This window comes from Streptomyces sp. NPDC059668, from assembly GCF_042734135.1.
In the GTDB taxonomy this organism is placed as follows: Bacteria; Actinomycetota; Actinomycetes; order Streptomycetales; family Streptomycetaceae; genus Streptomyces.
The window spans coordinates 70,389-93,686 of sequence record NZ_JBHWEL010000003.1; the positions used below are offsets into that span (position 1 = coordinate 70,389).

Annotated in this window: 26 protein-coding genes; 11 read left to right on the forward strand and 15 right to left on the reverse strand. The window is 71.5% G+C overall.

The window, feature by feature from the left end; genetic code table 11:
- Window positions 1–204: 204 nt before the first annotated feature.
- From ACFV2J_RS03975 to ACFV2J_RS04005, 7 genes are all read right to left on the reverse strand, one after another.
- On the reverse strand, window positions 205–1,050 hold the full coding sequence (locus ACFV2J_RS03975; protein WP_385437223.1) for an SGNH/GDSL hydrolase family protein: 846 nt from the start codon (window positions 1,048–1,050) through the stop codon (window positions 205–207).
- A 231-nt stretch (window positions 1,051–1,281) separates the two neighbouring features.
- A complete protein-coding gene (locus tag ACFV2J_RS03980; RefSeq protein ID WP_385083775.1) occupies window positions 1,282–4,407 on the reverse strand; it encodes a discoidin domain-containing protein in 3,126 nt (1,041 codons plus the stop codon).
- Between the two features lie 546 nt (window positions 4,408–4,953).
- Entirely contained in the window at window positions 4,954–5,589 is a 636-nt protein-coding gene (locus ACFV2J_RS03985) for a GPR1/FUN34/YaaH family transporter (protein ID WP_385083802.1), read from the reverse strand.
- Between the two features lie 250 nt (window positions 5,590–5,839).
- The gene (locus tag ACFV2J_RS03990; RefSeq protein WP_385083776.1) at window positions 5,840–6,244 is read right to left on the reverse strand and encodes an actin-binding ADF family protein; all 405 of its coding nucleotides are present in this window, start codon (window positions 6,242–6,244) and stop codon (window positions 5,840–5,842) included.
- Between the two features lie 239 nt (window positions 6,245–6,483).
- Window positions 6,484–6,990 carry a hypothetical protein gene (locus ACFV2J_RS03995; protein WP_385083777.1) on the reverse strand — a complete coding sequence of 169 codons (507 nt, stop codon included), beginning with the start codon at window positions 6,988–6,990 and terminating at the stop codon, window positions 6,484–6,486.
- Window positions 6,991–7,259: 269 nt separating this feature from the next.
- Window positions 7,260–7,646: a VOC family protein gene (locus ACFV2J_RS04000; RefSeq protein WP_385083778.1), complete on the reverse strand. Its 387-nt coding sequence runs from the start codon at window positions 7,644–7,646 to the stop codon at window positions 7,260–7,262.
- On the reverse strand, window positions 7,643–7,936 hold the full coding sequence (locus tag ACFV2J_RS04005; RefSeq protein ID WP_385083779.1) for an ArsR/SmtB family transcription factor: 294 nt from the start codon (window positions 7,934–7,936) through the stop codon (window positions 7,643–7,645). The genes ACFV2J_RS04000 and ACFV2J_RS04005 overlap by 4 nt, the downstream gene beginning before the upstream one ends.
- A gap of 274 nt (window positions 7,937–8,210) precedes the next feature.
- On the opposite strand from ACFV2J_RS04005, the gene ACFV2J_RS04010 reads away from it, so the two are divergent.
- Together ACFV2J_RS04010 and ACFV2J_RS04015 are read left to right on the forward strand one after the other, a co-directional pair.
- Window positions 8,211–8,687, forward strand: a complete 477-nt coding sequence (locus tag ACFV2J_RS04010) for an ATP-binding protein (RefSeq protein WP_385083780.1) — start codon at window positions 8,211–8,213, stop codon at window positions 8,685–8,687.
- Between the two features lie 225 nt (window positions 8,688–8,912).
- Complete coding sequence (locus ACFV2J_RS04015; protein WP_385083781.1) at window positions 8,913–9,392, forward strand: RICIN domain-containing protein; 480 nt, start codon at window positions 8,913–8,915, stop codon at window positions 9,390–9,392.
- Between the two features lie 176 nt (window positions 9,393–9,568).
- On the opposite strand, the gene ACFV2J_RS04020 is transcribed toward ACFV2J_RS04015, so the two are convergent.
- Window positions 9,569–10,210: a hypothetical protein gene (locus tag ACFV2J_RS04020; RefSeq protein ID WP_385083782.1), complete on the reverse strand. Its 642-nt coding sequence runs from the start codon at window positions 10,208–10,210 to the stop codon at window positions 9,569–9,571.
- A gap of 289 nt (window positions 10,211–10,499) precedes the next feature.
- Between ACFV2J_RS04020 and ACFV2J_RS04025 the strand changes: the two genes are divergently transcribed.
- The 3 genes from ACFV2J_RS04025 to ACFV2J_RS04035 all read left to right on the forward strand — a co-directional run bounded on the left by ACFV2J_RS04025 (window position 10,500) and on the right by ACFV2J_RS04035 (window position 11,776).
- The gene (locus tag ACFV2J_RS04025; protein WP_385083783.1) at window positions 10,500–10,682 is read left to right on the forward strand and encodes a hypothetical protein; all 183 of its coding nucleotides are present in this window, start codon (window positions 10,500–10,502) and stop codon (window positions 10,680–10,682) included.
- A complete protein-coding gene (locus ACFV2J_RS04030; RefSeq protein WP_385083784.1) occupies window positions 10,679–11,044 on the forward strand; it encodes a hypothetical protein in 366 nt (121 codons plus the stop codon). Before ACFV2J_RS04025 ends, ACFV2J_RS04030 begins: the two co-directional genes overlap by 4 nt.
- A 156-nt stretch (window positions 11,045–11,200) precedes the next feature.
- On the forward strand, window positions 11,201–11,776 hold the full coding sequence (locus tag ACFV2J_RS04035) for a GNAT family N-acetyltransferase (protein WP_385083785.1): 576 nt from the start codon (window positions 11,201–11,203) through the stop codon (window positions 11,774–11,776).
- Between the two features lie 165 nt (window positions 11,777–11,941).
- On the opposite strand, the gene ACFV2J_RS04040 is transcribed toward ACFV2J_RS04035, so the two are convergent.
- Window positions 11,942–12,931 (reverse strand): alpha/beta fold hydrolase, encoded by a 990-nt coding sequence (locus tag ACFV2J_RS04040; protein ID WP_385083786.1) that lies wholly within the window; start codon window positions 12,929–12,931, stop codon window positions 11,942–11,944.
- A gap of 437 nt (window positions 12,932–13,368) precedes the next feature.
- Entirely contained in the window at window positions 13,369–14,280 is a 912-nt protein-coding gene (locus ACFV2J_RS04045; RefSeq protein ID WP_385083787.1) for a helix-turn-helix domain-containing protein, read from the reverse strand.
- A 171-nt stretch (window positions 14,281–14,451) separates the two neighbouring features.
- Here ACFV2J_RS04045 and ACFV2J_RS04050 point away from each other — a divergent pair, with 171 nt between their 5' ends.
- The 4 genes from ACFV2J_RS04050 to ACFV2J_RS04065 all read left to right on the forward strand — a co-directional run bounded on the left by ACFV2J_RS04050 (window position 14,452) and on the right by ACFV2J_RS04065 (window position 17,491).
- Window positions 14,452–14,667: a 4-oxalocrotonate tautomerase family protein gene (locus ACFV2J_RS04050; protein ID WP_385083803.1), complete on the forward strand. Its 216-nt coding sequence runs from the start codon at window positions 14,452–14,454 to the stop codon at window positions 14,665–14,667.
- A 132-nt stretch (window positions 14,668–14,799) separates the two neighbouring features.
- On the forward strand, window positions 14,800–15,504 hold the full coding sequence (locus tag ACFV2J_RS04055; RefSeq protein ID WP_385437229.1) for a VanZ family protein: 705 nt from the start codon (window positions 14,800–14,802) through the stop codon (window positions 15,502–15,504).
- 162 nt (window positions 15,505–15,666) lie between these two features.
- Entirely contained in the window at window positions 15,667–16,368 is a 702-nt protein-coding gene (locus tag ACFV2J_RS04060; RefSeq protein ID WP_385437231.1) for a response regulator transcription factor, read from the forward strand.
- Window positions 16,361–17,491 (forward strand): sensor histidine kinase, encoded by a 1,131-nt coding sequence (locus ACFV2J_RS04065; protein WP_385083790.1) that lies wholly within the window; start codon window positions 16,361–16,363, stop codon window positions 17,489–17,491. Before ACFV2J_RS04060 ends, ACFV2J_RS04065 begins: the two co-directional genes overlap by 8 nt.
- 68 nt (window positions 17,492–17,559) lie before the next feature.
- Here the strand turns inward: ACFV2J_RS04065 and ACFV2J_RS04070 are convergent, their stop codons facing one another.
- The 5 genes from ACFV2J_RS04070 to ACFV2J_RS04090 form a co-directional block, all read right to left on the reverse strand.
- Entirely contained in the window at window positions 17,560–18,453 is an 894-nt protein-coding gene (locus ACFV2J_RS04070) for an alpha/beta hydrolase (RefSeq protein ID WP_385083791.1), read from the reverse strand.
- 88 nt (window positions 18,454–18,541) lie between these two features.
- The gene (locus ACFV2J_RS04075) at window positions 18,542–19,366 is read right to left on the reverse strand and encodes an alpha/beta fold hydrolase (protein ID WP_385083792.1); all 825 of its coding nucleotides are present in this window, start codon (window positions 19,364–19,366) and stop codon (window positions 18,542–18,544) included.
- 131 nt (window positions 19,367–19,497) lie between these two features.
- A complete protein-coding gene (locus ACFV2J_RS04080; protein WP_385083793.1) occupies window positions 19,498–19,899 on the reverse strand; it encodes a tautomerase family protein in 402 nt (133 codons plus the stop codon).
- Window positions 19,900–20,112: 213 nt separating this feature from the next.
- Complete coding sequence (locus ACFV2J_RS04085) at window positions 20,113–20,847, reverse strand: flavin reductase family protein (protein ID WP_385437235.1); 735 nt, start codon at window positions 20,845–20,847, stop codon at window positions 20,113–20,115.
- 245 nt (window positions 20,848–21,092) lie between these two features.
- Window positions 21,093–21,518, reverse strand: a complete 426-nt coding sequence (locus tag ACFV2J_RS04090) for a nuclear transport factor 2 family protein (protein WP_385083795.1) — start codon at window positions 21,516–21,518, stop codon at window positions 21,093–21,095.
- A gap of 290 nt (window positions 21,519–21,808) precedes the next feature.
- Here ACFV2J_RS04090 and ACFV2J_RS04095 point away from each other — a divergent pair, with 290 nt between their 5' ends.
- Both ACFV2J_RS04095 and ACFV2J_RS04100 read left to right on the forward strand, forming a co-directional pair.
- A complete protein-coding gene (locus ACFV2J_RS04095; RefSeq protein WP_385083796.1) occupies window positions 21,809–22,276 on the forward strand; it encodes a winged helix-turn-helix transcriptional regulator in 468 nt (155 codons plus the stop codon).
- A 72-nt stretch (window positions 22,277–22,348) separates the two neighbouring features.
- Entirely contained in the window at window positions 22,349–23,206 is an 858-nt protein-coding gene (locus ACFV2J_RS04100; RefSeq protein ID WP_385083797.1) for an MBL fold metallo-hydrolase, read from the forward strand.
- Window positions 23,207–23,298 lie beyond the last annotated feature (92 nt).

Consider the following 23,298-nt stretch of genomic DNA (forward strand, 5'->3'; position numbering starts at 1 on the left):
ACACCCCACCCCCCCCCCCCAACCCCCCCCCCGGCGTGTTCTCGGTGGGTTTTTTCGACCCCCGCCGGGGGGGGGCCCCCCCCCCCCCCCCCCGGTGGCTTCCCTGAGCGGTGGGGTGGACATCGGGGCGGTTTCCGTTCCCCGATCAGCTCCCTGACCAGTGGTCGCAGGTCAACTCCCGGCCCTGCGTGTGGTGTCCCGGCGTCAGCCCGTGATGGCGTTCAGGGCGGGCAGGTAGCCGTCGTGGTGGCCGGCCTGGTTCGGGTGGTACGACTCGTTGATCTTGTCCCACTCCAGACTCGTCACCCATGGCGTGCTCCGCGAGCAGATGGTGTGCGGGTCGAAGGCCGGCCGCGGATCGAGGAAGGTGAAACCGGCGTTCGCGGCCTGCTGGGCGAGGACACCGTCGAGCACGTCGGCCGCCGAGTTCAGCGCGGTCCGCTCCGTGTCGCTCAGGCCGAATATCCCGCACGTACCACCGATGGTGTAGAACCGGGGATAACCCACCACGACCACCTGGGCGTCGGGTGCGCCCTGTCTGATGGCCGCGTAGGTCTGGGCCAGCGCGCCCGGCAGCACACTGGTCGCCGTCGCCTTCGCCTGGTCCACTCCGGTGACGCAGTCCTTGTCGTCCAGCGTGAGGATGCAGTTCGCCAGGACGCTGACGAATCCGACATCGTTGCCGCCGGCCTGAACCGTCACGAGCGTCGCGTCCTGAGTGAGCCGGGGCACCTGTTGGTTCCGGATGTCCGCGGTGGTGGCTCCCGAGCAGGACGCCTCCACGAAGGCGTACGAGGTGTGCTGTGCCGCCCACAGCCGGGGGTAGGACAACGGACCGCGCCGGCAGGTGTCATTCGGGTCGTCGTAGGTCCGTGTGCCGGGCCCGACGGCGTACGAGTCGCCGAGCGCGACGTACTTCCCCGCCGCGGCGCTCGTTTCGCCCCGCTCCGCGCCCTGTGCGGCGGGGGCGGCCGCGGTGACAGCGAGACAGACGGCGGCGAACGCGGTGAGGAGCGAGGCCAGTGGTCTGAGGGAGCCTGCGGAACGCATACGAACTCCTGGGAGTGTGGGGGAACTTGACCACACTGAGATACCAGGTCAAGGATTCGGGATTGCTAACTCCGTTGGAATAGAGGGCTGTTGGGCGGGCGGTGGCGTTCGGGCGCCGGGGGGAGCGAGACACCGAGCGGGTCGGGAACAGCGCGGAGACGGAGGCGCACGACCCGCTCGGTGCGGTGTCACCGGCCCACCCGGTGCACGGCCAGAGGGTGGAAAGGCTGGTCAGCGCACGGAGAGGCGGGTCAGCCGGGCACCGCCCCGCTGCCCCGCCCCGGTCGCCAGCGCCACGTAACGGGCGGTGCCGTCGATGGTGAGCCGGCGGCTCCTGCCGTGCCCCGTGAGCCGGCCGGCCTGCGTGTAGGTCAGACCGTCGCTGCTGAGTTCCGCCGTGAGGCCGGGGACGTGACCCCCGGTCCACTCCGTGCGGATCTCCCGGACGGGGAGTTCGGTGCCGAGGTCGACGACCATGCGGCCGTCGGGACCCGGTGTCCAGGCCGTGTGCGGGTCACCGTCGACGGCGGCCGAGGGGTCCGACATGCCGGGCGGGAGCGGGTCGGTCGGGAAGACCGTGCGGCCCAGAGCGAGGTCGTCCAGCGGATACGCCTCGGCGCCCCGCAGGGTGACGGTGGTGGTACGGCCCGCGCGGACCTCGGTCAGCTCGCTGCGGCCCTGGCCGGTCACCCGGAGGCGGCAGGACGGCCCGGTGAGCCGCACGGTGGCCGCGTCGACGACCTCCGCCCGGAGTCCGGCGGGCAGCCTTCCGCCGGAAACGGGGCTCACCACCATGCGCGGGGGCAGGAGTTCGGCCGTGGCGGCGTCGAGGTGGGCCTCGTAGGCGCTGCCTTGGGCGGTGAGGGTCTGCCGTCCCTCGAACAGGACGGTGCGCGAGCCGGATCGGGGGAGGTCCACGCTCGTCGCCACCTGCTGGTCGGAAAGGTTGAACAGGCTGAGGTGGTCCTCGGTGAGAGCCGCTCGGACGCGGTCGTCCTGGGCCTGCGGAGCGGCGGCACGGGCGAGGTCGCGGAGCCTGTCGGTGGATATGCCGGGATAGCCCTCGGCCAGCAGGGGCGACGCCGGCCCGTCGGCCAGGACGACCGTGTCGCCGTACACCGCGAGCGGCTGCTTCGTCCCCCTGACGACGAGCCCGGCCCGGCCGTCGACGTCGAGCCAGCCGCCCTTGCTGGAGACGTCGGGTTCCGGCCAGGAGGCGAGGTCGTTCCACTGCTGACCGTCTGTCGACCCCTGCACGGTGTACGCGCGTCCGGCGGCGGCCTCCCAGCGGAGGGTGACACGGTCCACCGTGTGCGTCGCTCCCAGGTCGACGGCGATCCAGCTGTCCGCCCTGGGCCGGTCCGCCTTCGAAACCGCCCACCGGCTCGTGGCGTTCCCGTCCACCGCCAGCGCCGGCTCCTTGCCGAGGTCGTACGAGGACGCGGTCGCCGTCCCGCCCCGGGCGAGGTCGGCACCGTCCGAACCGTCGCGGGCCTCGAAGGCGTAGAGGGAGTAGCCGTACGTCGGGTCGGGCAGGACGCCGGTCATGCGCAACTGCCTGACCTCCGTCCTCGCGAAGGTGACCTCGTCCACGCGCGGGGTGGCGGCTGCCGGGCGGGCGTCCTGTGCGGTCACGGTGGCGCTGCCCTCCGCGAAGCGGTAGGTGCGTGAACCCGTGAGGCCCGCCATGCCCGGCATGGTGAGGTTGTGGACCTCCAGGTGCCCCTCCCCCGCGGCGACGCCGGTCGTCGCGTAGACGACCGCGCCCGAGGGCAAGGTGGTCAGACCCGCCCGGCCCGTGTTCAGGCGCACCACGGTGGCACTGCCGTCGAACCCGTCACGGAGCTTGTCGTACGTCCGCACCTGACGGCCGGTCACCTGCGCGGCCGTGCTGGGCAGGAACATGGGGTTGGCGCCGCTGAGCTTGAACAGCCAGTCGTCGTGGGCCGGTTGCCAGGCGAACTTCACGAAGCCCGGCTTGGTCACGGCACCCGCCCAGGCACCGGCCGACTGGTGGGACACCAGGCCGGGGCCGGTGCCGAAGTCGGTGACGCCCGAGGCGTGTTCGAACATTTCCTCCGCGGTCAGCGGCCGCACCGTGCGTCCGTTTCCTGCCGCCCACAGGTGCAGGAGGTAGCTGATGGCCACCTCCGCGCGGGCCTCCGGCTCGTACTTCGGTTCGCCGGAGAACTTCGCCAGACGGTACTCCGGCGGGTACTTCTGGTACGCCTCCAGCCGCTCCGCGAGTGCCACTTCCGCCCGGGCCGCCGCGCGGTCGCCGACCACCTGGGCGAGGAAGGCGAGCGGGATGACGTCACGGCCGTAGAGGTGCTCGCGGTCGTTGACCATCGGCATCAGCGGCTCACCGGCGTCGCTCATCACCCCGAGCAGGGTGCGCCACAGCTCGTCGGCGTTCGGCTGGTTGGTGAGCACCTGGGGCAACGGGCGTCCGGCGGTGATGAAGTGGGCGGCGTTGCGGCCGGACGTGCGCCACAGCTCTTCCTGGTAGTGCGGGCCGAAGGACCCGTGGTTCTCGACGATGAAGGTGTCGTACAGGTTGCGGGCGGTGTTGCCGGACACGGGGACGCCGTCGACGAGGGCCGGGTTGGCCAGGTCCGCCTGGGGCAGACCGGTCTCGTTGCGCGCCCAGGTGCCGAAGGCCTTGTCCCAGTCGGCGTGGCGTGCGTCGTCCGTGGCCCAGGCCAGTCCGGGGGCCAGTGACTGCGCGTAGACGCCCATCTCCTCGAGCTTGGTGTCGCCCTCGTGGCCACCGAGCAGTCCGTGCGGGGTCCAGCTGCCGGAGTTCGGGTCGTCGCCCGTGCCCAAGCCCGTGGTGTAGGCGGCCTGTTCGCGGGCGATCGTGTCGACGTTGGTGCGGGTGGCCTCGTCGAGTTCGTCCCACAACAGCCGTGCGGCCAGCACGAAGTAGAGCTGGAAGGTGGTGTCGAAGAACAGCGTCCGGCCCCACTGGGTGCCGCCGGTGAGCCGGTTCGACGCGGCGAAGTGCTGGATCGTGGCGATCGTCCGGGCCTTCAGCGTCTTCTCGTCGATCCCGGCGCGTTCACTGTCGTAGGTGCCGTGCGTGAGCAGCACCGCGTTGCCGAGCACCACGGCGAAGCCGAAGTCCTTGTCGGTGTAGTAGCCGCGCGCCCCGTCCCACTGCGTCTCGGACCAGTGGGTGTGGTTGAGCAGCACGCGGTAGTAGGTGTCCGCGAGGGGGTCGGGGGCCGTGCCCGGGCGTCCTTGGGCGCTCGCAGTGCCGCTGCCGAGGCTGACGGGGACGGTCGCCGCGAGCGCGGTGGCGCCGAGAAGCTGGACGAAACGGCGGCGATCGACATTCAGGGGTGCATCGGGCACGCTGGGCGCCTTTCGGTAAGACAACGTTGTCAGGCGGATGACCGAAATTGTTCGTCCGGAATCGTCCGTGCGTCAAGAGGTGTGACAGGAGTGATCGTTGCCTCCCTCGGTGCGTGGTGGCGGCCTTCGGCGCGGGACGACCGGGACCGGGCCTGCCAGGGGGGTCCATCCGGCGGGACTCCGTCAGGCCTGTTCGTCCCGATCTCGTGGTGGTGCCGGCCGGATCACGGTCGGCCTTCGAAGTGGGCGAGTCGCGGGCCGTGTTCGGGTTCCCCGGTGGTCGCGCTCGGTCCTTGGGCGGACCCTGGCCGGACGCACCGGGTCGGCGGTCGCGGCGGCGAACGGTCGCCCGTCCGGCGCCGGCGGCCGCCCGACCCGCTCCGGGCCGGCTCACCGGTTCCCCTCGAACGGAGGGGCCGGGCCGAGTCACCGGCTCCCTCGAACGGATGGGCGTAGTGTCGCGCTCACATCCGATCGGCGGCTCGAACAGGGGCGGGTCCAACTCGCGCCGGGGCGGGGCCGGTCGGCGAGACCCGGCACTCCGCGTCACAGCTGTTCGCGGACGCCGGGTTCGCCCGTAAGTCCGGGCGGGGCGGCGCTGAGCTTGCCGTTCAGCGCGAGCACCGCCTCGCCCCGTCGCAGGACCGGGAGGACGGCACGGGGCCAGGCGTTCTCGATCAGCAGGGCGAAGCCGAGGTAGGCGGCGGCCAGGGCGGCGGCACACGCTACGCACCCGGCCGCGCGTTGGAGGCCGGCGGATCCCGTCAGGACGTGGAGTCCGTCCAGTACCGCTCGGAGGGAACACAGGACGAGGACCGCGGCGATGAGGGGCTTGGCGCGTGAGGAGACCACCGCCAGGCCCGCGACGACGACGCCGAAGGAGAGGGAGAACAGGCCGAGCACGGTGGGGGTGGATCCGGGGCGGCCGACGATGTCGAGGAGGCCGAAGGCCAGCCAGCTCGTGGTGAACACGCCCAGTGTGGTGGCCCCCACGCTGTCACGGCCGAGGAAGGCCATGACGGTGGCGATGAGCTGGAGCGGGAAGGCGTAGGCGGCCAACAAGACCCCGACCAGCAGTTGCTCGTCCTCCACCCAGCCGAGGCTGTCGGCAGCCAGGACGATCATGCCCAGAGCGAAGGCGAGGTATCCCAGGGGAAGGCTGGTGGCGATGGGCCTCAGCATCACGCGGGTCAGGGGACCGCCCGTTCCGCCTGTTCCGTCCGTTCCGTGAGAGTACTGGGCCGGTGAGGTGCGATCGGGTTCATGCGGCGGCGCAGTCATCGTCGTCTCCGGGCAGGGGTGTTGCGGGTGGTCAGGAGCGTGAGCGTGCTGGGCGACGCGCTCGACGGTCTCGGACGGTGATGCCCACGCCCGCGCGCCGGGCGGACCCACCGGCCGCGATCACCAGATACCGCCGAGGAGGAGGGCCGGGTCACGAGGCCAGGGATACGAGTGCCTGGTACTGGACGTCGGACGGGTCCCTGGCGGGCACGTAGACCTGGACGCCTTCGAGCAGGTTCCGGAGGGGGTCGTAGCCGGCGGAGTGCGCGGTCTTCTCCTCGGCGGTCGACCGCGCCGGGCACCAGGAGATCAGCAGCACCTTTTCCTGCCGGGCCCCGTCCGCCGATGCGAAGAGCAGATCGTAGACGACGTACCGGGGCTCATCGGCCGGGAGTGCCTTCAGCAGTTCGTCGTGCGTCAGGTTCCCCTTGAAATCAAGGATGACGGTGTCCAGGCTCGCGTTGAGCCGGTAGATCACCGTGTTGACGTCCCGTCTTCCCTTCAGCTCGTGGAAGGCGCTGACACAGCTGTCGTCCACTGGGATTTGTCCGCTCACGACGAGTCCTTCTGATCGCAGGGAGAGCCGGCCGAGCGGCTCAACGAACCGGCTCCCCTGGAGGTTCTGGGCCGGTTGCCCTGAGTACCCGTTCTGCTGGATCGGACGGGCTCGGGCGACCACCGGGAGTCCGGTGGCGGCGACCGGAACTCCGCGGGCGGTCGGCCCCTGGTGGTCCGCCGCCAGAGGCCCCGGTTGCCGTTCCAGCCGGTCCCGCGGCGGACGGGCCGATCCGCCGTTCAGTCCCCGGACCCGGCCGCCGCCAGCCCGAGATAGTGGCGGGCCAGGTCCAGATGGTGGGTGCTGTCAGCGACCAGGTCCTCTCGGGTGGCCAGGTCGCCGTGATCGTCGGTGAGGACGGCTTCAGCAGCCTGGAAGAGATGGAACACGCTCTGGAGCTGCCCGTCCCCGGAACCCTGAAGTGCTCCGGGACCGGCGGGGACGATGGGAACGCGGACACCCCAAGTCCCCTCGATCTCCTCCTCCGTCGCCAGGTCCACCAGGTCGGCGAGGACCGAAGTCTGAGCTCTCGCCGTCTCGACGAACCGACCCGCCGCGGGGAGCCGCGCAAGCTCCGTGCCGCCGGCGGCGAACGCCTGAACGTCCGCGTCGAGCGCCGCCTCGAGCCCCTGGACCGTGACGGCCCAGATCTCCGCCCACGCGGCCACCGCCCCCGGCCGTGCGGTCTTCGCCGCCGACCTCAATGTCTCCAGCGCAGCCAGCAGTTCAGGATCAGTGATCGTCATGACGGGAATCCTGCTCCCCCGCGTACGGGCTCACGCTCGCGGAGCGGCACATTTACGGAGCCGGACCACGGGAGCGCGGCATTTCCGCGCCGGCTGCCGACCGGACGACCGAGGCGGCCGGCTGGTCAGCGGGAGGTCCCCCGCGAACATGCCGGCCGTCTCACCGCGCCGCCGCTTGTCTTCCCCCACCGAGGAGCGGGCCGGAGGGGACGCTGCCGGCGCGCCCGCGGACACCGACGGTCGGCAGACGGCACAGGCACCGCGGCCTGCTACTTGCTGTGCACGATCTGGATGAGGTTGCCGCAGGTGTCGTCCAGAACCGCGGTGGTGACCGGGCCCATCTCCAGCGGCTCCTGGGTGAAGTACACCCCGAGCTCGCGCAGCCGACCGAACTCCGCCCGCACGTCGTCCACGGCGAAGGAGGTGGCCGGGATGCCGTCCTGGACCAGCGCCGTCTTGTACGGCCGCACCGCGGGATGGCCGGAGGGTTCGAGGAGGAGCTCGGTCCCGTCCGGATCTTCCGGCGAGACCACGGTCAGCCACCGGTGGTCGCCCAGGGGGACGTCGTGCTTCTTCACGAAGCCGAGCACCTCGGTGTAGAAGCGCAGGGCCTTCTCCTGGTCATCGACGAAGACGCTGGACAGGTGGATCCTCATGGGGTGCTCTCCGGTGCATCGGGCCTGAGCCATCGTGTCGCGATGCGCTCGAGGGGTTCGGTGTTCAGATCGTGGAACTTGTAGCGCCCCTGGCGCCGCGAATGGACCAGACCCGCGGATTCGAGTACAGCCAGGTGCTGACTGATCGCCTGGCGGGACAGTCCCAGACCGTGCTTCGTCACCAGTCGCGCGCATATCTCGAACAGGGTCTGCCCGTCCCGTTCCACCAGCTCGTCGAGGATGCGCCGACGGGTCGGGTCGGCCAGCGCCTTGAACACATCCTCCGCCATGGCCGACACCATAGGCAAGTGACGGCTTGCCCATCAAGTGGATCTCCACCCTTCACGGCAGGCTCCTGACGGAAGCCGCACCTTCTTCCCGGAGTCCGCCCAGCGTCACGTGAACCGCCTGCCTTGCCTGATCAGGGCAGCCGTCAGGTCGGGTGCGGGCCGTCCCCGGCCGGATCGCGCAGGCCGTCGACGCCGGCGAGGTCAACAGGGATGCGGCCGTGTTTCCGGGGCAGCCGAGAGGGAGCAAAGGCTCTTCGGCAGTGAGGCAGAACCCATGAATCTGGCTGAGCGGCACCGCGGCCTGCACCACCTGCCCGGCCCTTCGGCGGCGGTCTCCGTCGTGGTAGAGGGCGCCGAGGAGATCGGCCGCACCCGGGACGCGGCCCGGAGCTTTCTGGAGTCGTTGCAGGCCGTGCACGGCCTTCCGGTGTCTCAGCGCGCGATCGGGGTCGTCCAGCTGGTGGTGTCCGAGCTGGTGACCAACGCCCACAAGTACGCCCCCGGCCCTTGTCTGCTGACCCTCGAGCTCAGCGAAGGGACCGTCGCGGTGACGGTGTGGGACAGCAGCACCGTACTGCCTCTGGTTCTGCCGCCGGACCCTGCCCGGGTCGGCCGGCACGGACTGGAGATCGTCATGGCCGTGTGCCGCAGCTTCGAGGTGCACCGCGAGCCCGTGGGCAAGCGCATCCGAGCAGCGGTCGTCCTGGCCGACGACCCCGGCGGCGACCCGGCCGGCCGGCAGCCGATGTGACCACACGTCCCCTCGGGGCTGCTGGACGCCGAGTGCGTGGATCAGGCGAGTGGTTGAGTAGCGGTTACTCATCCCCTGCCCCGGCGAGGTGGGCACGCTTTGCCACGGCGGCAACGTTGTCGCCGGCGCAACCAGTTCACGTCATCGGGGGACCACCCAATGAGCAAGTCCACAGCACGTGCGGGGCTTTCCGGACGCGCCGCCGCAGCGGCAACGGCGCTCGGAATGAGCCTGGTCGGACTCTTCGCCGCCGGAGCCGCCGCCCAGCCGCAGGCAGTGACGTACTACACGATGACCAACTACAACAGCGGCAAGTGCCTGGACGTACCGGAGTCCAGCACCGACGACGGGCAGGGCCTGGAGCAGTACCTCTGCACCAGCGGCAGGAACCAGCAATGGGCGCTGGAGCCCACCACCAGCGGTTACTACCTCGTCGTCAACCTCAACAGCGGCAAGTGCGCGGACGTCCGGCAACAGAGCCTCGACAACAACGCGGTGGTCAATCAGTACGGCTGCACCAAGCAGAACAACCAGCAGTGGCTGCTGAGGGCCGCACCGGCCGGCGTCAACGGCTTCCAGCTGGTGGCACGCCACAGCGCCAAATGCATGGCCGTCGCCAACTCGAGTCAGTCCGACAAGGCGGGAGTCGTCCAGTTCACCTGCGGTGCGGCAGCCGCGTGGAACCAGTACTGGCAGTTCAACTGACCGTACGAGAAGGCCTCGGCCGGGTGCGGGATCCCGGCCGAGGCCGTCGACGTGCGTGGGCGTGAAGGGCGGACGCCCACCCGGCGGGAGGCGCCAAGAGGCTTCCGCCGCTCGATCGTCGTCATGGGCTGTGGGTGCGGCCCGGGAACACGGCCGACTTCACCCGCGGCCCCCGGTCAGGACGTGCAGAAGCCGAGCCCCTTGAGGGCTTCGTTGATCTGCTTGCCCTGGGCCTCGGTGGTGGTGACGTCCTTGTAGGTGAAGCGCTGCGACGCCGCCCGGTCGAGCCGCCGGCCGCCGCCGGTGATGGCCATGCACTGGTTGCGGGCCGCGTCGATGGCCTTGTCCTCGTAGCGGACGGTGTCGGGGTTCGCGACCTCGAGCGCGCGGAGCAGCACCGCTCGGGTGGCGCCGGTCGGCTCCGGCGGCAGGCCGACGGCCTTCTCCGCGGCGCTCCGGGCCGCGCTGGGCGTGGCGGCCGCGGTGGCGGGGGCCTTGCCGGGCTTGTCCGCGGAGTCCTTGCTCGTGCCGCTGTCGCAGGCCGTGAGTACGGCAGCCGCCGCGAGCAGAGAGACGGCGGGCAGGATGGCGCGGGTCTTCAAGGTCCCCCCAAGGGTCGCGAGTTGAGTGGCCATCATGCCGTGGGAGCGGTGCGGGCGTCGCATGGCATGGCAGATGCGCAGGTAGCGGGTCGCCGACGGCAGGGGCACGGCATCCACGGGGCGGGGCCGGTACGGCCGTCCTGGTGCCGGGGCCCGCTGGTCGAACAGGCGGATGCCCGTGGACCGGGCGGAGCCGGTGGCGGAATCGGCACTCACGTCCTGAGCGTCCTCGTCACGGCCGCAACCGGGCGTCGCCCTCAGCAAGGACCTCGACGACGACTCCCCGGACTTCCCCTTCAGCCCGCGGGGCGGAGCCGACGCCGCGATGCCCAGCACCAGCCGGAACCTCTGCCGCCGTCCCGCTTCACCGTGGGTCTCGCCCCGACTGCCCTTCGAGGCCGACAGCCATCCCGAGCCGCCTGCCGGCCCGGAAGCCTGTTCGCCGGGCTCCGCCGTCTGTAGAACGGTACCGAGGGAACCTGTGTGACGAACGAGGGCGGCCTCCATGCCCCCTCCGCTGGTGGGTCGTGGCCGTCAGGCCACCCCCGGAACGCGCTCCGCGACGAAGGCGCCGCGCAGTCGCACCCGCCAGCACCAGAAATTCCCCCGCGACATCCGCGGCCGACGCCTCACCGAGGGAATGCTCAACACGACGAACGACATCCAGCCCAGCGGGGAGTACCTGTGACCCGAAACGAAACCGCGTGCACCATCGGCGCCATCATCCTGGTGGTCGCCGGCACCGCCGCCGCCTCGCACAGCATGTGGGCGGAGACCGCGGTGTTCTGGGCCTCCGCGCCAGTGCTGGTCACGGGAGCCGTCCGAGGGCGCCGCCGGGCACGCCGCGCCCGCTTCGACGCGCAGCGTGCCGAGCTGGCCGCCCGCGGCCCCGCTCCCCTGCCACCTCCGTGCTGCCAGATCTGGAAGTCCTCCAACGGCGCCGCCCACGGAGCCGACTGCACCCGTCCCCCGGCCGCACGCACCACGCTCCCCGACGCGGAGCGGCGCATCCTCGACCAGCTCGACGACGACACCCGGGACACCGCGTGACCGTGACCGCGGAAGCCACTCGGTGACGCCGGCGGCCCGACCGCGAGCCGGCCGGGGAGCCACTTCGCCGGCAACGCCGGGATCGCGGGGCGGGGACGGCCCGGCGGCGGCGGAGGCCGGAGTTCGGGATCTCGGCCGGGCCTTAGGCTGCCGGTCATGAATTCGGCCATGACCAGCGGTGCGTCCCTTGAGCCCGTCATCCTCGACGCCATGGAGCTGACCTCCGATCCGGAGCTGGAGGCCCGGTTCGCGGAGTCGGCGCACCGGATCCTGGCGGATCTGGTCGGTGGAGGTGCCGCGCTGGGCTGGATCGAACCGCCGTCACGGGACGAGGTGGCGGAACTCCTCGGCCACGTCGTCACCGCGGTGCGGGCCGGTGATGCGGCACTGCGTGCCGCCTACCTCGACCGCCGGCTCGTCGGGCTGGGGTACTGGGTCCGTTACAGCCGGCCGACCCATCGGCCACACGCCGACTTGGAGAAGATCGCGGTAGCGGCCGCCGCCCATCGTCGTGGTGTCGGCCGGGCGCTGACGACCGCGTTGATCACCGACGCCCGGGACGCGGGGATCGAGGTCCTCACCCTGGACGCCCGTGGGGACAACGCCCAGGCCCTGCGCCTCTACCGGTCGCTGGGCTTCACCGAGTACGGCCGTCTGCCCGACTTCGTCGCCGTCCGCGAACTCCGCTACGACAAAGTCTTCTACATGCTGGACCTCCGTCGGCAGGGCTGACCGTCGCCCTCCCGCACGAAGGCCTCGGCGCTCCGTGACCGCCGGAGACCTGGTTCTCGGCCTCCGTCCGTTCCTCCATCGTCGGCCAAGCGGCCGTAGGCGGTTCATCGCCTTGCGCCGGGAGGCACTTGGCCTCCGGCCCGCTCTCGGCAGCGGACCTCTCGCTCACAGGGTTCTGGACACGTGCGCCAGAAAGTCCAGGAGTTCCTGGTTGACTTCGTCGGGACGCTCCTGCTGGGTCCAGTGGCCGCAGCCGGGCAGGATCACGGCGCGCCACAGCTGCGGCGCCGCCTGTTCCACCGCGCTCAGCGTCGCGTCGTGGCCGCGCAGGCCGAGGACCATGTCACGGTCCCCTCCGACGTACAGGGCCGGCACCTCGATCCGGCGCCCGCGGAAGGCCGCGAGCAGCTCCCAGTTGCGTTCGATGTTCCGGTACCAGTTCAGGCCGCCGGTGAAGGCCCGGTCGCCGTGGCGGCCGTAGTCACCGACGAAGACGTCGATGTCGTCCTGGGTGAGCCAGTCCGGCAGGTGCGTCGGCTCCGGCATCGCGTCCAGCAGCGTGCCACCGGCGGGCACGATCCAGGGGCCGGGTGGATCGTTGAGGGGGTTGTCCCCCGAGGCGCCGACGAGCAGCCGGCGGAAGGTGGTCACGAGGTCCCGGGCCAGCGCCGCGTCGGCGACCCCGGGTTCCTGGAACCGGACCTGGTAAAAACCGTCGCCGAACCTCTTCCGGGTGACCGACGGCGGCGTCATCCCTCCGGGCAGTACCGGCGGGACGCTCAGCCCCGCCACGGCGCGCACGACGTCCGGGCGCAGCATGGCCGTCACCCAGGCGACAGGGGCGCCCCAGTCGTGGCCGACCAGCACCGCGTTCTCCTCGCCCAGCGCGTCGACCAGTCCGATGACGTCGCCGGCGAGATGGAGCAGGCTGTACGCCTCGACCGCTTCGGGCTGCGTACTGCGGGCGTAGCCCCGCTGGTCAGGGGCGACGACCCGATACCCCGCCGCGGCCAGCGCGCCGAACTGGTGCCGCCACGAGTACCAGCTCTCCGGGAATCCGTGAAGGAGTACCACCAGCGGGCCCTCGCCCAGCTCGGCGACATGCAGCCTGACGCCGTCGACGGTGACGAACGTGTGCTGGACCGTGCTCGACATCGCAACCTCCGTGTTGGGTTTCCGTCCCCCACCCGGCGCCCTTCTCCCGAGCGCAGGTCGGGCCGAGGGTGCGGCCGGCGCGGGTCTTCGTGCCGGAAAGCGCCGTAAAGGGTCGTCACCCGGCGGTCGGCCGGCCGACGACCCGACGACACGTCACCGCCGCCACGGTGGTCCGTCGCCGCGGTGGTCCGTCGCCGCGGTGGTCCGTTGCCGAGGTGACCGTTGCCGTGGTCGCCGTTGCCGGTCGCGCGGCACTGCGCCGCACCGCCTTCGGATCGGCGCAGCCGGGGAACAGTCGCATCATCTCGTCGGAGACCGCCTCGGGCATGCCGGCGCCCTCTTCGGCGAGTCGTGGGAAGGTGTGACGGCGACCGGGCCGGACACACGGTGCCGGTCCCGCGGCAGCCGAGGGGTGACGCGGTGCGCGTGACGACGGCTCAGCCGCGCCGCGCGTCCGGTCCGGGCACCCTGTCCGGTGCCCGCTGGGCCCGGGAGGTGCCCTCGGTCGCCGCCATGTCCTGCGTGCCGATGACGCCGAGGAGCGCGAGCTGAGCGGCACCCTCGGTGCCGGGCGGGGCCGTGAACCACAGGAGGCGCTGGCGGCCGTCCTCGCTGAACAGGCTGTGGCAGTCAAGCTCGATGACGCCCAGCGCGGGATGCACGATGCGCTTGTGATCGGTGCGGCGCAGGCCGACGTCGTGGGTGTCCCACAGGGTGGCGAACTCCGCGCTGCGGCGCCGCAGTGCGGCCGTCATCCCGGTGACCTCGGTGTCGCGGCCCCGGCGGGCGGCCACTGCCTGGAGGTCGGCGACGAAGACCCGTGAGTGGTGCGGATGGTCCTCCGGAGGGTAGAGCGCGCGGGCGGCCGGATCGGTGAACCAGCGGTAGGCGAAGCCGGTGGCGGGACCGCGCGGCTGCGGAGCCCGCCCGAGCAGTGCCGCGGCCGGCTCGTTCTGGACGAGCGTCTCGTGCAGGTCGGTGATGACCTGGGCCGGGGTGGTGGCCAGCCGGTCCAGCAGCCCGAGCAGGGCGGGCTGGACGTGGCGCGCGCTCGCGCCGTGCGTCGACGCGGGCAGCGGCCGGTCGGCGAGATGGAACAGGTGGTCGCGCTGGTCGCCGCCCAGCCGCAGCGCCCGGGCGAGGGCGGCCAGTGTCTGCGCCGAGGGCTGGGCACCGCGTCCGCGCTCCAGCTCGGTGTAGTAGTCCGCCGACAGGCCCGCCAGTTGCGCGACCTCCTCGCGCCGCAGGCCCGGCACCCGGCGCCGGGGCCCGGCGGGCAGACCGACGTCCGCCGGCCGGGTCCGATCACGCCGGGACCTGAGGAACGCCGCAAGCTCGGGAAGGTTCACCCGCTCATCGTCACCTCTCCCGCGGGGTCCGAGCCAGGGGCTGGTGACCCCTGGGTGGGCTGAGCCCTGGCCCGAGCAGGTGTCCCGGACGGATGGTTGCCCCCATCCGGGCCGACCCTCCTGCTCGCCGTGAGCAGCCAGGACGCCCCCTCCGCACGAAGAGAGAGCACCATGCCGTTCGCGAACTTCAAGGTCCCCGCCGGCGCCCTCACCGCCGAGCAGAAGGAGCAGATCATCACCCGTACCACCGACCTGTACGCCGAGATCTTCGGCGACCGCGCCCGGGCCACCACCCTCGTACTGGTCGAAGAGGTCACCGACGCCGGATGGGGCATCGGCGGCGAGGTCCTGACGCTCGCCAAGATCCGGCAGGCACCTCAGGAGTGACCAACGGCGGGGCGGGGATTCGGGAAAGCCGGGGGTGCGGCGGAGCCGGGGATGCCGTGTACGGCGGGTGTATCGCGGGCGTATCGAAAACCGCATACGCCACGGCAACGGCCCTCCGTCTCCCATGGGGGCATGAACCACAACGCGTCTCCGTCAGCAAGGCCCCGCCGCGTGCGCGCAACGGTGCTCCTCGGCGTGGCGGTCCTCGGCTCGGCGAGCGCCGCTTTCGTCCTGCGGCGGCCGCTCATGATGTCCGCTCCGATGTGCGTGGCCGGGCGGTGGCACGGCTGCTTCGACACCTTCAACGGTGTGGTGCTCATGACGTTGGTCACGCTGCCGTTGGCCGCGCTGGTGGTGTGGGCGCTGGCGCGCCGTCGACGTGCGGCCGGCGTCACGTCGGCGTGGCGGATGTCGATGGCCGAGGTGGGCATGGTCCACGGGACGGTGCCGTTCCTTTGGATGACCATGATGCCGGGCGCCGGTGCCGGCGTCGTCCCCCCTCGGGTGAGCCTGGTACCGCTGCGGGACCTGGTCACCATGGGGGCGCCCGGGATCGTCGGCAACCTGCTGGTCTTCGCGGCGCTGGGGTTCTTCGCCCCGATGCGGTTCGCGGCGCTCGCGTCCGCGCCGCGGATCCTGGCCCTCGGGGCGGGCTGCTCGGTCCTGGTCGAAACCGCGCAGTACGTGCTGCGGCTGGACCGGGTGTCCTCGGTGGACGACGTGCTGGTCAACGCCGTCGGCGCCCTGCTGGCCGCACTGGCGTCGCGCCGCTGGTGGCGCACCACGGCGCGACCGCCGTACGACCCGCCCCGCCCCGCGCCGGCACCCGCGGGCTGAGTGACGCCTGCGACCCGCACACGTTTCTGCGCACGTCCTCGCCAGACGTCGGGCGGTCGTCCCCGCAGTCGCCGTGCACTCGTCCCCGCGTACGCCGTGCACGCGTCCGTGCGTACATCCCCGCATACGCCGGCGATATGTCGCGCTGCCTACTCTTCGGACATGCGCGTACTGATCGTGGAGGACGAGCCCTACCTCGCGGAAGCCGTCCGTGACGGTCTGCGGCTGGAGGCGATCGCCGCGGACATCGCCGGCGACGGCGACTCCGCCCTGGAACTGCTCGGTGTCAACTCCTACGACCTCGCGGTCCTCGACCGCGACATCCCCGGCCCCTCCGGCGACGAGGTCGCCCGGCGCATCGTCGCCTCCGGCAGTGGCATCCCGATCCTCATGCTCACCGCCGCCGACCGGATCGACGACAAGGCCTCCGGGTTCGGGCTCGGCGCCGACGACTACCTCACCAAACCGTTCGAGCTGCGGGAGCTCGTCCTGCGGCTGAGGGCACTCGACCGCAGACGCGCGTACGCCCGGCCCCCGGTCCGCGAGATCGCGGGGCTGCGCCTCGACCCCTTCCGCCGGGAGGTCTTCCGCGACGGACACTACGTCGCGCTCACCCGTAAACAGTTCGCCGTGCTGGAAGTCCTCGTCGCCGCCGAGGGAGGGGTCGTCAGCACCGAGGAGCTGCTGGAACGGGCCTGGGACGAGAACGCCGATCCCTTCACCAACGCCGTGCGCATCACCGTCTCCGCGCTGCGGAAACGGCTCGGCGAACCGGGGATCATCGACACGGTGCCGGGTGTCGGCTACCGCGTCGGGACCGGCCCGGACCCGGAATCCACCCGCCCGGGAAGTACGCGTGCGTAGACGGCCGGGGCTCAGCGCCCGACTGAAACTCACCCTCAGCTACGCCGGGTTCCTCGCCGTCGCGGGCGCTCTCCTGCTGGCCGTGGTGTGGGGGTTCCTGCTGCGCTACGTGCCCGACAACTCCAAGGGCCTTCTCGGGATCTCGCCCAACCGCTATCTCCTTGTGCACACCTTCGCCCCGGCGGCGGCCGTGGCGATGGTCTTCCTGCTCGTGTTCGGCCTCGTCGGGGGATGGCTCCTCGCCGGCCGGATGCTCGCACCGCTCACCCACATCACGGCCGCGGCACGGAGGGCCGGGAACGGATCGCTGTCCCACCGGATCCGTATGAAGGGCGGCCAGGACGAGTTCCGTGAACTCGCCGACGCGTTCGACACCATGCTCGAACAACTCGAGTCGCACGTCGCCGAGCAGCGCAGGTTCGCCGCGAACGCCTCCCACGAACTGCGGACCCCGCTGGCCATCTCGCAGACGCTGCTCGACGTCGCCCGCAGGGACCCTGCGCGGGACCGGGACGCGCTCCTCGAACGCCTGCGGACGGTCAACACGCGCGCGATCGACCTCACCCAGGCTCTCCTGCTGCTCAGCCGCAGCGACCGCGGAGACGTCCCCCGCGGGAGCGTCGACCTCTCCCTCATCGCCGAAGAGGCCGCCGAGACCCTGCTTCCGCTCGCCGAACAGCGCGGGATCACGCTCGACGTCACCGGCGGGGCGGCCCGCACCACTGGCTCGGCGGAGCTCCTGGCGCGGATGGTGACGAACCTCGTCCAGAACGCCGTCGTCCACAACCTCCCGGCCGGCGGCACCGTGACGGTCCACACGGAGACGCGGGGCGACGCGAGCGTGCTGCGGGTCGAGAACTCGGGGCGCCGGCTTCCCCCGGAACTGGTGCCGACCCTCACCGAACCCTTCCAGCGCGGATCGGAACGCGTACGCACCGACGGGCACGCCGGTGTCGGCCTCGGCCTGGCCATCGTGCACAGCGTCGTCCACGCCCACGACGGGACGCTCGACCTCGTACCCCGGCCCGCCGGTGGTCTCCTCGTCACGGTCCGGCTCCCCGGCACGCCCTCGACCGGCGGGCTGTCGGAGACGGACGGACGGCAGGTGGGGCCACCGGCGTAGCGGAGGCTCCCCGTGCGCCCCCGCACCGCGAAGAACGAGCGGTACGGACCGAAGGACCGTCGCTCCCCTCAGCCGAGGTGCTCGCGGAACCACTCGACGGCGGCACCGCTCGCCTTGTCGAACTGGGTGGTGTACGGGTCGAAGTGGCCGCCCGCGACGGTCCGCAGCCGTTTGGGCTCCAGTGCGCGCTCGTAGGCGGCGAGGGCCAGATCGGTCACGGTGACGGTGTCGGCGAGCGCGACCACCATGAGCAGCGGTGTGGGCGAGACCCTGTCGACCCAGGTTCCGGGCTCGTACATGCGCGCGGCCCGTGTGGAGCGGACGGTGACCTCGTTCTCCCACACGCCGTCGGGCTTGGGCTGGAGGTAGAAGTCGATGGCCTCCCCCGTCCGGTAGGACGCGGGCACCGCCGGGTCGCTGCCGACGACGGCCAGGGTGCGCGGTGCCTCGCCGCGCAGCTGGGCGCGCTCGTCCTCGGAGAATCCCTCCTCCAGGGCCGCGACGGCCTCGGGGACGACACGGCGCCGGCCCTGCTCGAAGCCGCTGATGGTCGGCACCTGGGCGACCACGGCCCGCAGTCGGCGGTCGGTCGCTCCCAGGACGATCGCGTGGCCGCCGGCGTAGCTGGTGCCCCACAGGCCGATCCGCTCCGGATCGACCTCGGGCAGACTCTCCAGGAAGGAGATGGCCCGGCGCCAGTCGGCGATCTGCCGCCACGGGTCGACGTCCTGGCGCGGCCGGCCGTCGCTCGTCCCGAAGCCACGGTGGTCGTGGACCAGGACGACGAAACCGTTCTCGGCGAAGGCCTGGGCGAACGGCTCCAGTCCGTGTTCCTTGACCGCCGCGTAGCCGTGGGCCATGGTGATCGCCGGATGCGGTCCCGGGCCGTCCGGCAGGAAGAGCCACCCGCGCAGCTGCACCGCGCCGTCGGCCGTGAACTGGACATCCTTGCGCTGAATCATGGGACAACCTTGTCAGTCGGGAGGGACTTCGGCCTGGTCGCGGCCTTCCCCCGAGGGGGTGACGACGCTCGTCACCGGGGGCGTTGGCCTACCCCTCCCGGCGGGAGGTGGTCGTGGCGGGGGCGCTGTCGGTCCCGAGGATCTCGGCGAGGAGGCGGTCGAGGTGGGTGGCGACATGGGCCGCCTGCTCGATGTGGGCCCAGTGGCCGGCCCGGGCGACCGCCACCGGCGTCGTGGCGGTGAAGTGGGGGACGATCGCGTCGTCGACCATCTCCTCGGTGACGAATCCGTCGCCCTCCCCGCGGAAGATGAGGACCGGGCCGGTGTAGTCGCTCGGCCGTTGGCCTTGAGGGTGGCCGGTGTTCCAGCAGTCGGCGAGGGCGCGGACGACCTCGGGACGCAGATGCCGCCCGGTCGCCAGCAGCCTGTCGAACTCGGCCTCCGGGAAGGCGACGGACAGCTGTTCGCGTACGCCCCGCTGTCCGTCCTCGTCGCCGCCCAGGCCGCGGAACTGTTCGATCGTCTCGTCGGGCAGGTGGACGCCCCCGAGAGGGACCGGGGTCACCAGCACGAGTCCGCGAGCCCGGTCGGGCCGCCGCGTCGCGACCAGTTCGGCCACGGCGGCGCCCATGCTGTGCCCGACGATCACGAACGGCTTGCCGACGGCGTCGACGACCCGGCCCGCCTCGTCGGCGAACCGGTCGTAGTCGTAGGGCCCGTCCACCGCGTCACGGTCGCCGCAGCCGGCCAGGTCGAGCGTGACGCACTCGATGCCGGGTGTGGTGAGCCGGGAGATCAGGCGGTCCCAGGCGTACTGGTCGTCGAGGAAGCCGTGGACGAACACCACGGCCAGGTCTCCGTCGCCGGTGCGCCGATACCGTACGTCGGTGTCGGCGACGCGTTCCGTCTTCATGTGTGTCCTCACTGTCCGGGACGGACGTCGCCCCGGAAGGGGACCGGTCCTGGCTGTCGATGGGGGAAGGCCGTCGGAGGGGGCTCAGGTCCCGTCGAGCGGTCCCGGGCCCGCGGCCGGGGCCGCGGGGTTCACCAGCGTGGAGTGCCTTCGGCCAACTGCAGTTCGCCCCTTCCGAACGAGAAGCTCTCGTTCGGGACCGGGATCAGGGCGATGAAGATGTCGTCGGGCGAGACACCGAGCGTCTCGACGACCAGCCTGTTGATGGCCGCGGAGACGGCCCGCTTGTCCTCGACTGGACGGTGGGCCCCGAGGAGAACCGTGATGATCATGGCGTCCGAGCTGCGCTGCATGCCCATGAACGTCGGGTCGACGAACAGTTCGTCCTCGGCGTGTTCGCTGATCAGGATGAAGCGGTCGCCCTCGGGGATGCCGAGCCCCTGCACCAGCGACTGGTTGAGCGCGTCGGCGAGGGCACGCTTCTGCTGCGACGAGAAGCGGTCGGCGGGGATGTGGGCGTTGAAGACCGGCATGGGGGACTCCTTCGGGGAGAGGTCAACGGTGAGCTCGAGCAGGACGGCACGACGGCCGAGTGCGGTGTCGGGTGTCCCGACGGTTCGGAGGGCCTGGTCCAGGCCCCGGTTGCGGCGCAGTGCGCCGTGGGCGTCCGCGGGGCGCGGATGCGGTGAGGGGGTGCGTACGGCGGGGGTCGGGGTGCGTACGGCGGGGGGCGGGTGTCGGTGGCGTCAGGCCTTGACGGCTCCGGAGGCGGACCAGTCGGCGCTGTCCACCGGTGACCATCCGTCCGGGCGCTCGTCGAGACGGTGGCTGCGCCTGCCCAGACGCTCACGCAGGACGTCCGTGGCCAACGGCGGGACGAACGTGTTGTCGGCCAGGGTGTACTCGGCGGCGAGGCGGCCGACCGCGGGTATCGCCCCGGTGTCGATCCGCCCGTTCGGGGCGTAGACGTCGTCGCGGATGTGGAACCGCACGACCTTGCCCCAGACGACCTGGTCGTTGACGTCGCCGACCTGGATGATCCGGTCGAGCGTGCATTCCATCGCGATCGGGGAGTCCTTCACGCGTGGCGCCCTGACCACTTCACAGGCCTCCTTGGCCAGCCCGACCTCGTCGAACTCGTCCTGGGAGCCGTCGAACTCGATCGCGCTGCGATGCATCGCGTGGGCCTGCGGAAGCGTGACCAGGTTGGTGACGAACTCACCGCTGTCCCGGATGTTGATGAACGTGTCCTTCAGCGTCCCGTCCGACCTCGGCTGCAGGGTCAGGGACACCATCGGGGGGATCCGGCTCACCACGGTGAAGAACGAGATCGGGGCCAGATTGGCGACACCGGACGACGACAGGGTGCTCACCCAGCCGATCGCGCGCGGTGTGACCGCCCCGATGAGGAGCTTGTACGCGGACCTCGCGTCCAGTTCGTCGCTGTTGATGATCACATTGATGGCCTCTCTGACGTGCACGGCGGATTCCCGCCGCTGAAGGTGCGGCCCGTGCGACTGCTGCCGCAGGTGCGGGTCGAGGAGGGGCCGCCGGGCCGTGGGACGGCCGGCGCGTGCCACGACACCGCGGGTGCTCCGCAACTGCCCGGCGCCCGTGGGCCGTCCGCCTTCCCGGAGCCTTCCAGGGTCTGCTCCGCGATCAGCGTCACGGTAGGGACGGCGGGTTCCCCGGGTGGTGCGCCACGCCGTCGCGGTCGCGGGGTCGGTCAGCCGGCTGCGGAGGGAAAGAACTCCAGGCCTTCGAGCACGTCGCGCCCCTTGGCGGTGTCGGCGTACAGGCGCGCCTGCGTGATCAGTCCGCCGGTCACGGCGAACAGCAGGAGGTGCTCGTTCTCCATCGCGCGGCCGTTCTTCGCCTTGGCCCGGGCCCGGACGGGGACCACGACGTGCGAGCCGGCGTCGAGCACCGTGTGCAGGTCGTAGTGGAAGTACTCGTAGTAGTGGTCGAAGAGGTCCTTGTAGAACGCCACGAAACCCTCCCGCCCGTGGAACGTCCCGCCGTACGGCAGCGAGGTGGGGAAGTGGAAGACCACGTCCGGCGACATCAGTGCCACCAGGTCGGACGAGTCGTTCTTCTCGAATCCGGTGTAGGCGCGGTGGCAGGCGTCAACGATCGCCTGGTTGCTCGACATGTTTCCTCCATGCTCATGGCTGGGTGCGGCGCCGGGTGGACACGTGTCGGTCCATCCGCCTCCGGTTTCCGTCCGTCGTACGCGGAGGGACCGCAGGCAAGGGGGCGGCCGATCGGCTCGTGAGACGCGAGGCGAGCCGGAGGCCCGGGGGCTCGGCGGTCACCGAGCGGCTTCGCGGGCCGCCGGTGTGGCAGTGCCTTCCGACGGCCCCACGCCAGCTAAGTTCCCATCCGGAACTCAGGAAGTCAAGGCTGGGTTCCAGATGGCGACCCTGGGGTTATCCTGGCGGTATGGACTGGCGTGAAATGGATCTGGGCAATTGCAGCGTCGCCGCGACGCTGGGGCTGATCGGCGAGCGGTGGACCCTGCTCATCCTGCGCGAGGTCTTCGCCGGACTGCACCGCTTCGACGAGATCGCGGAGCACCTGGGGGTCTCGCGCCGTGTCCTGACCGAACGCCTGGGGCAACTCGTCGACGCCGGCCTGCTGGAGCGCCGGAGCTACCAGGAGACCGGACAACGTGCGCGCCAGGAGTACCACCTCACGCCGTCCGCCCATGACCTCCAGTGGGTCCTGGCCGCCCTCCTGCGGTACGGGGACACCCATCTCGGCGGCCCGGAGGGCCCGCCGACGCTGCTGGAGCACGCCGGGTGCGGCGGCCAGGTGCACGTCGAGCTGCACTGCTCGTGCGGGCACGAGGTCCCCGGGTCCGAGGTGGTGCCGATGACCGGCCCCGGCGCCGTCAGCACGTCCCGCTGACGGCAACCCGCGACCCGGCCACGGAGCGGACGGTCGCGTGAGCCACGTTCCGCCCCTGAAGGAGGCAGCATCATGACCGCATCCGCGTCCACTCCCCTGGCGTACGAGGTTCTCGTCCAGGAAGGGACACCCCGGGCGGGCGGCGAACGGCTGCCCAACGGTGAGGGGATCGTCTCCTCACCCCTGACGTCGACGCTGATCTTCGGGGACGAGGACGCCGTACTGGTCGACCCGCCTCTCACCGTCGAGCAGACCCGGCGGGTGGGCGACTGGATCGAGCGCTCCGGCAGGCGCCTGGCATACATCTACGCCACCCACGGACACGGCGACCACTGGTTCGGCACCGCCGATCTCGTGAAGCGGTTCCCCGGCGTCACCGTGTACGCGACCCCCGGCACCATCGAGGTCATGCACGAGCAGGCCACCCGGGGACGCGAGGAACTGTGGGACAAGCGCTTCCCCGGCCTGATCCCCGACACCCCGGTCCTGGCCCGGCCCGTCCCCGCCGAGGGCTTCCTCCTGGAGGGAAACCTCATCGAGGCCGTCGAGGTCGGGCACACCGACACCGACGCGACCACCGTCCTGCACGTGCCCTCGATCGGCCTCGTGGTGGCCGGCGACGTCGTCTACAACGGCGTGCACCAGTACCTCCTCGAAGGCGGCGACGGCGGCCTTCAGGAGTGGCTCCTGGCCCTCGACCGCGTCGCCGCGCTGACACCGCGCTCCGTCGTGGCCGGTCACAAGAACAAGGACCTGCCCGACGACCCGGCCACCATCGAGGAGACCCGCCGGTACCTGCTCGACGCCATCCGGCTGCTCGGCCAGAACCCCAGCGCCCGCGAGTACTTCGACGAAATGACGGCCCTCTACCCGGACCGCCTCAACCCGGGCCCGGTCTGGTACGGAGCGGTCGGCCTGCTCGGAGCCTGACGCCACGAGGGCGACGCCCCCGGCACGGGCCGGGCCGGCGTCCTTCCCCACGGAGCGGTGCATCCGCGCCACGGCCAGGTCGTCAGCGGCCC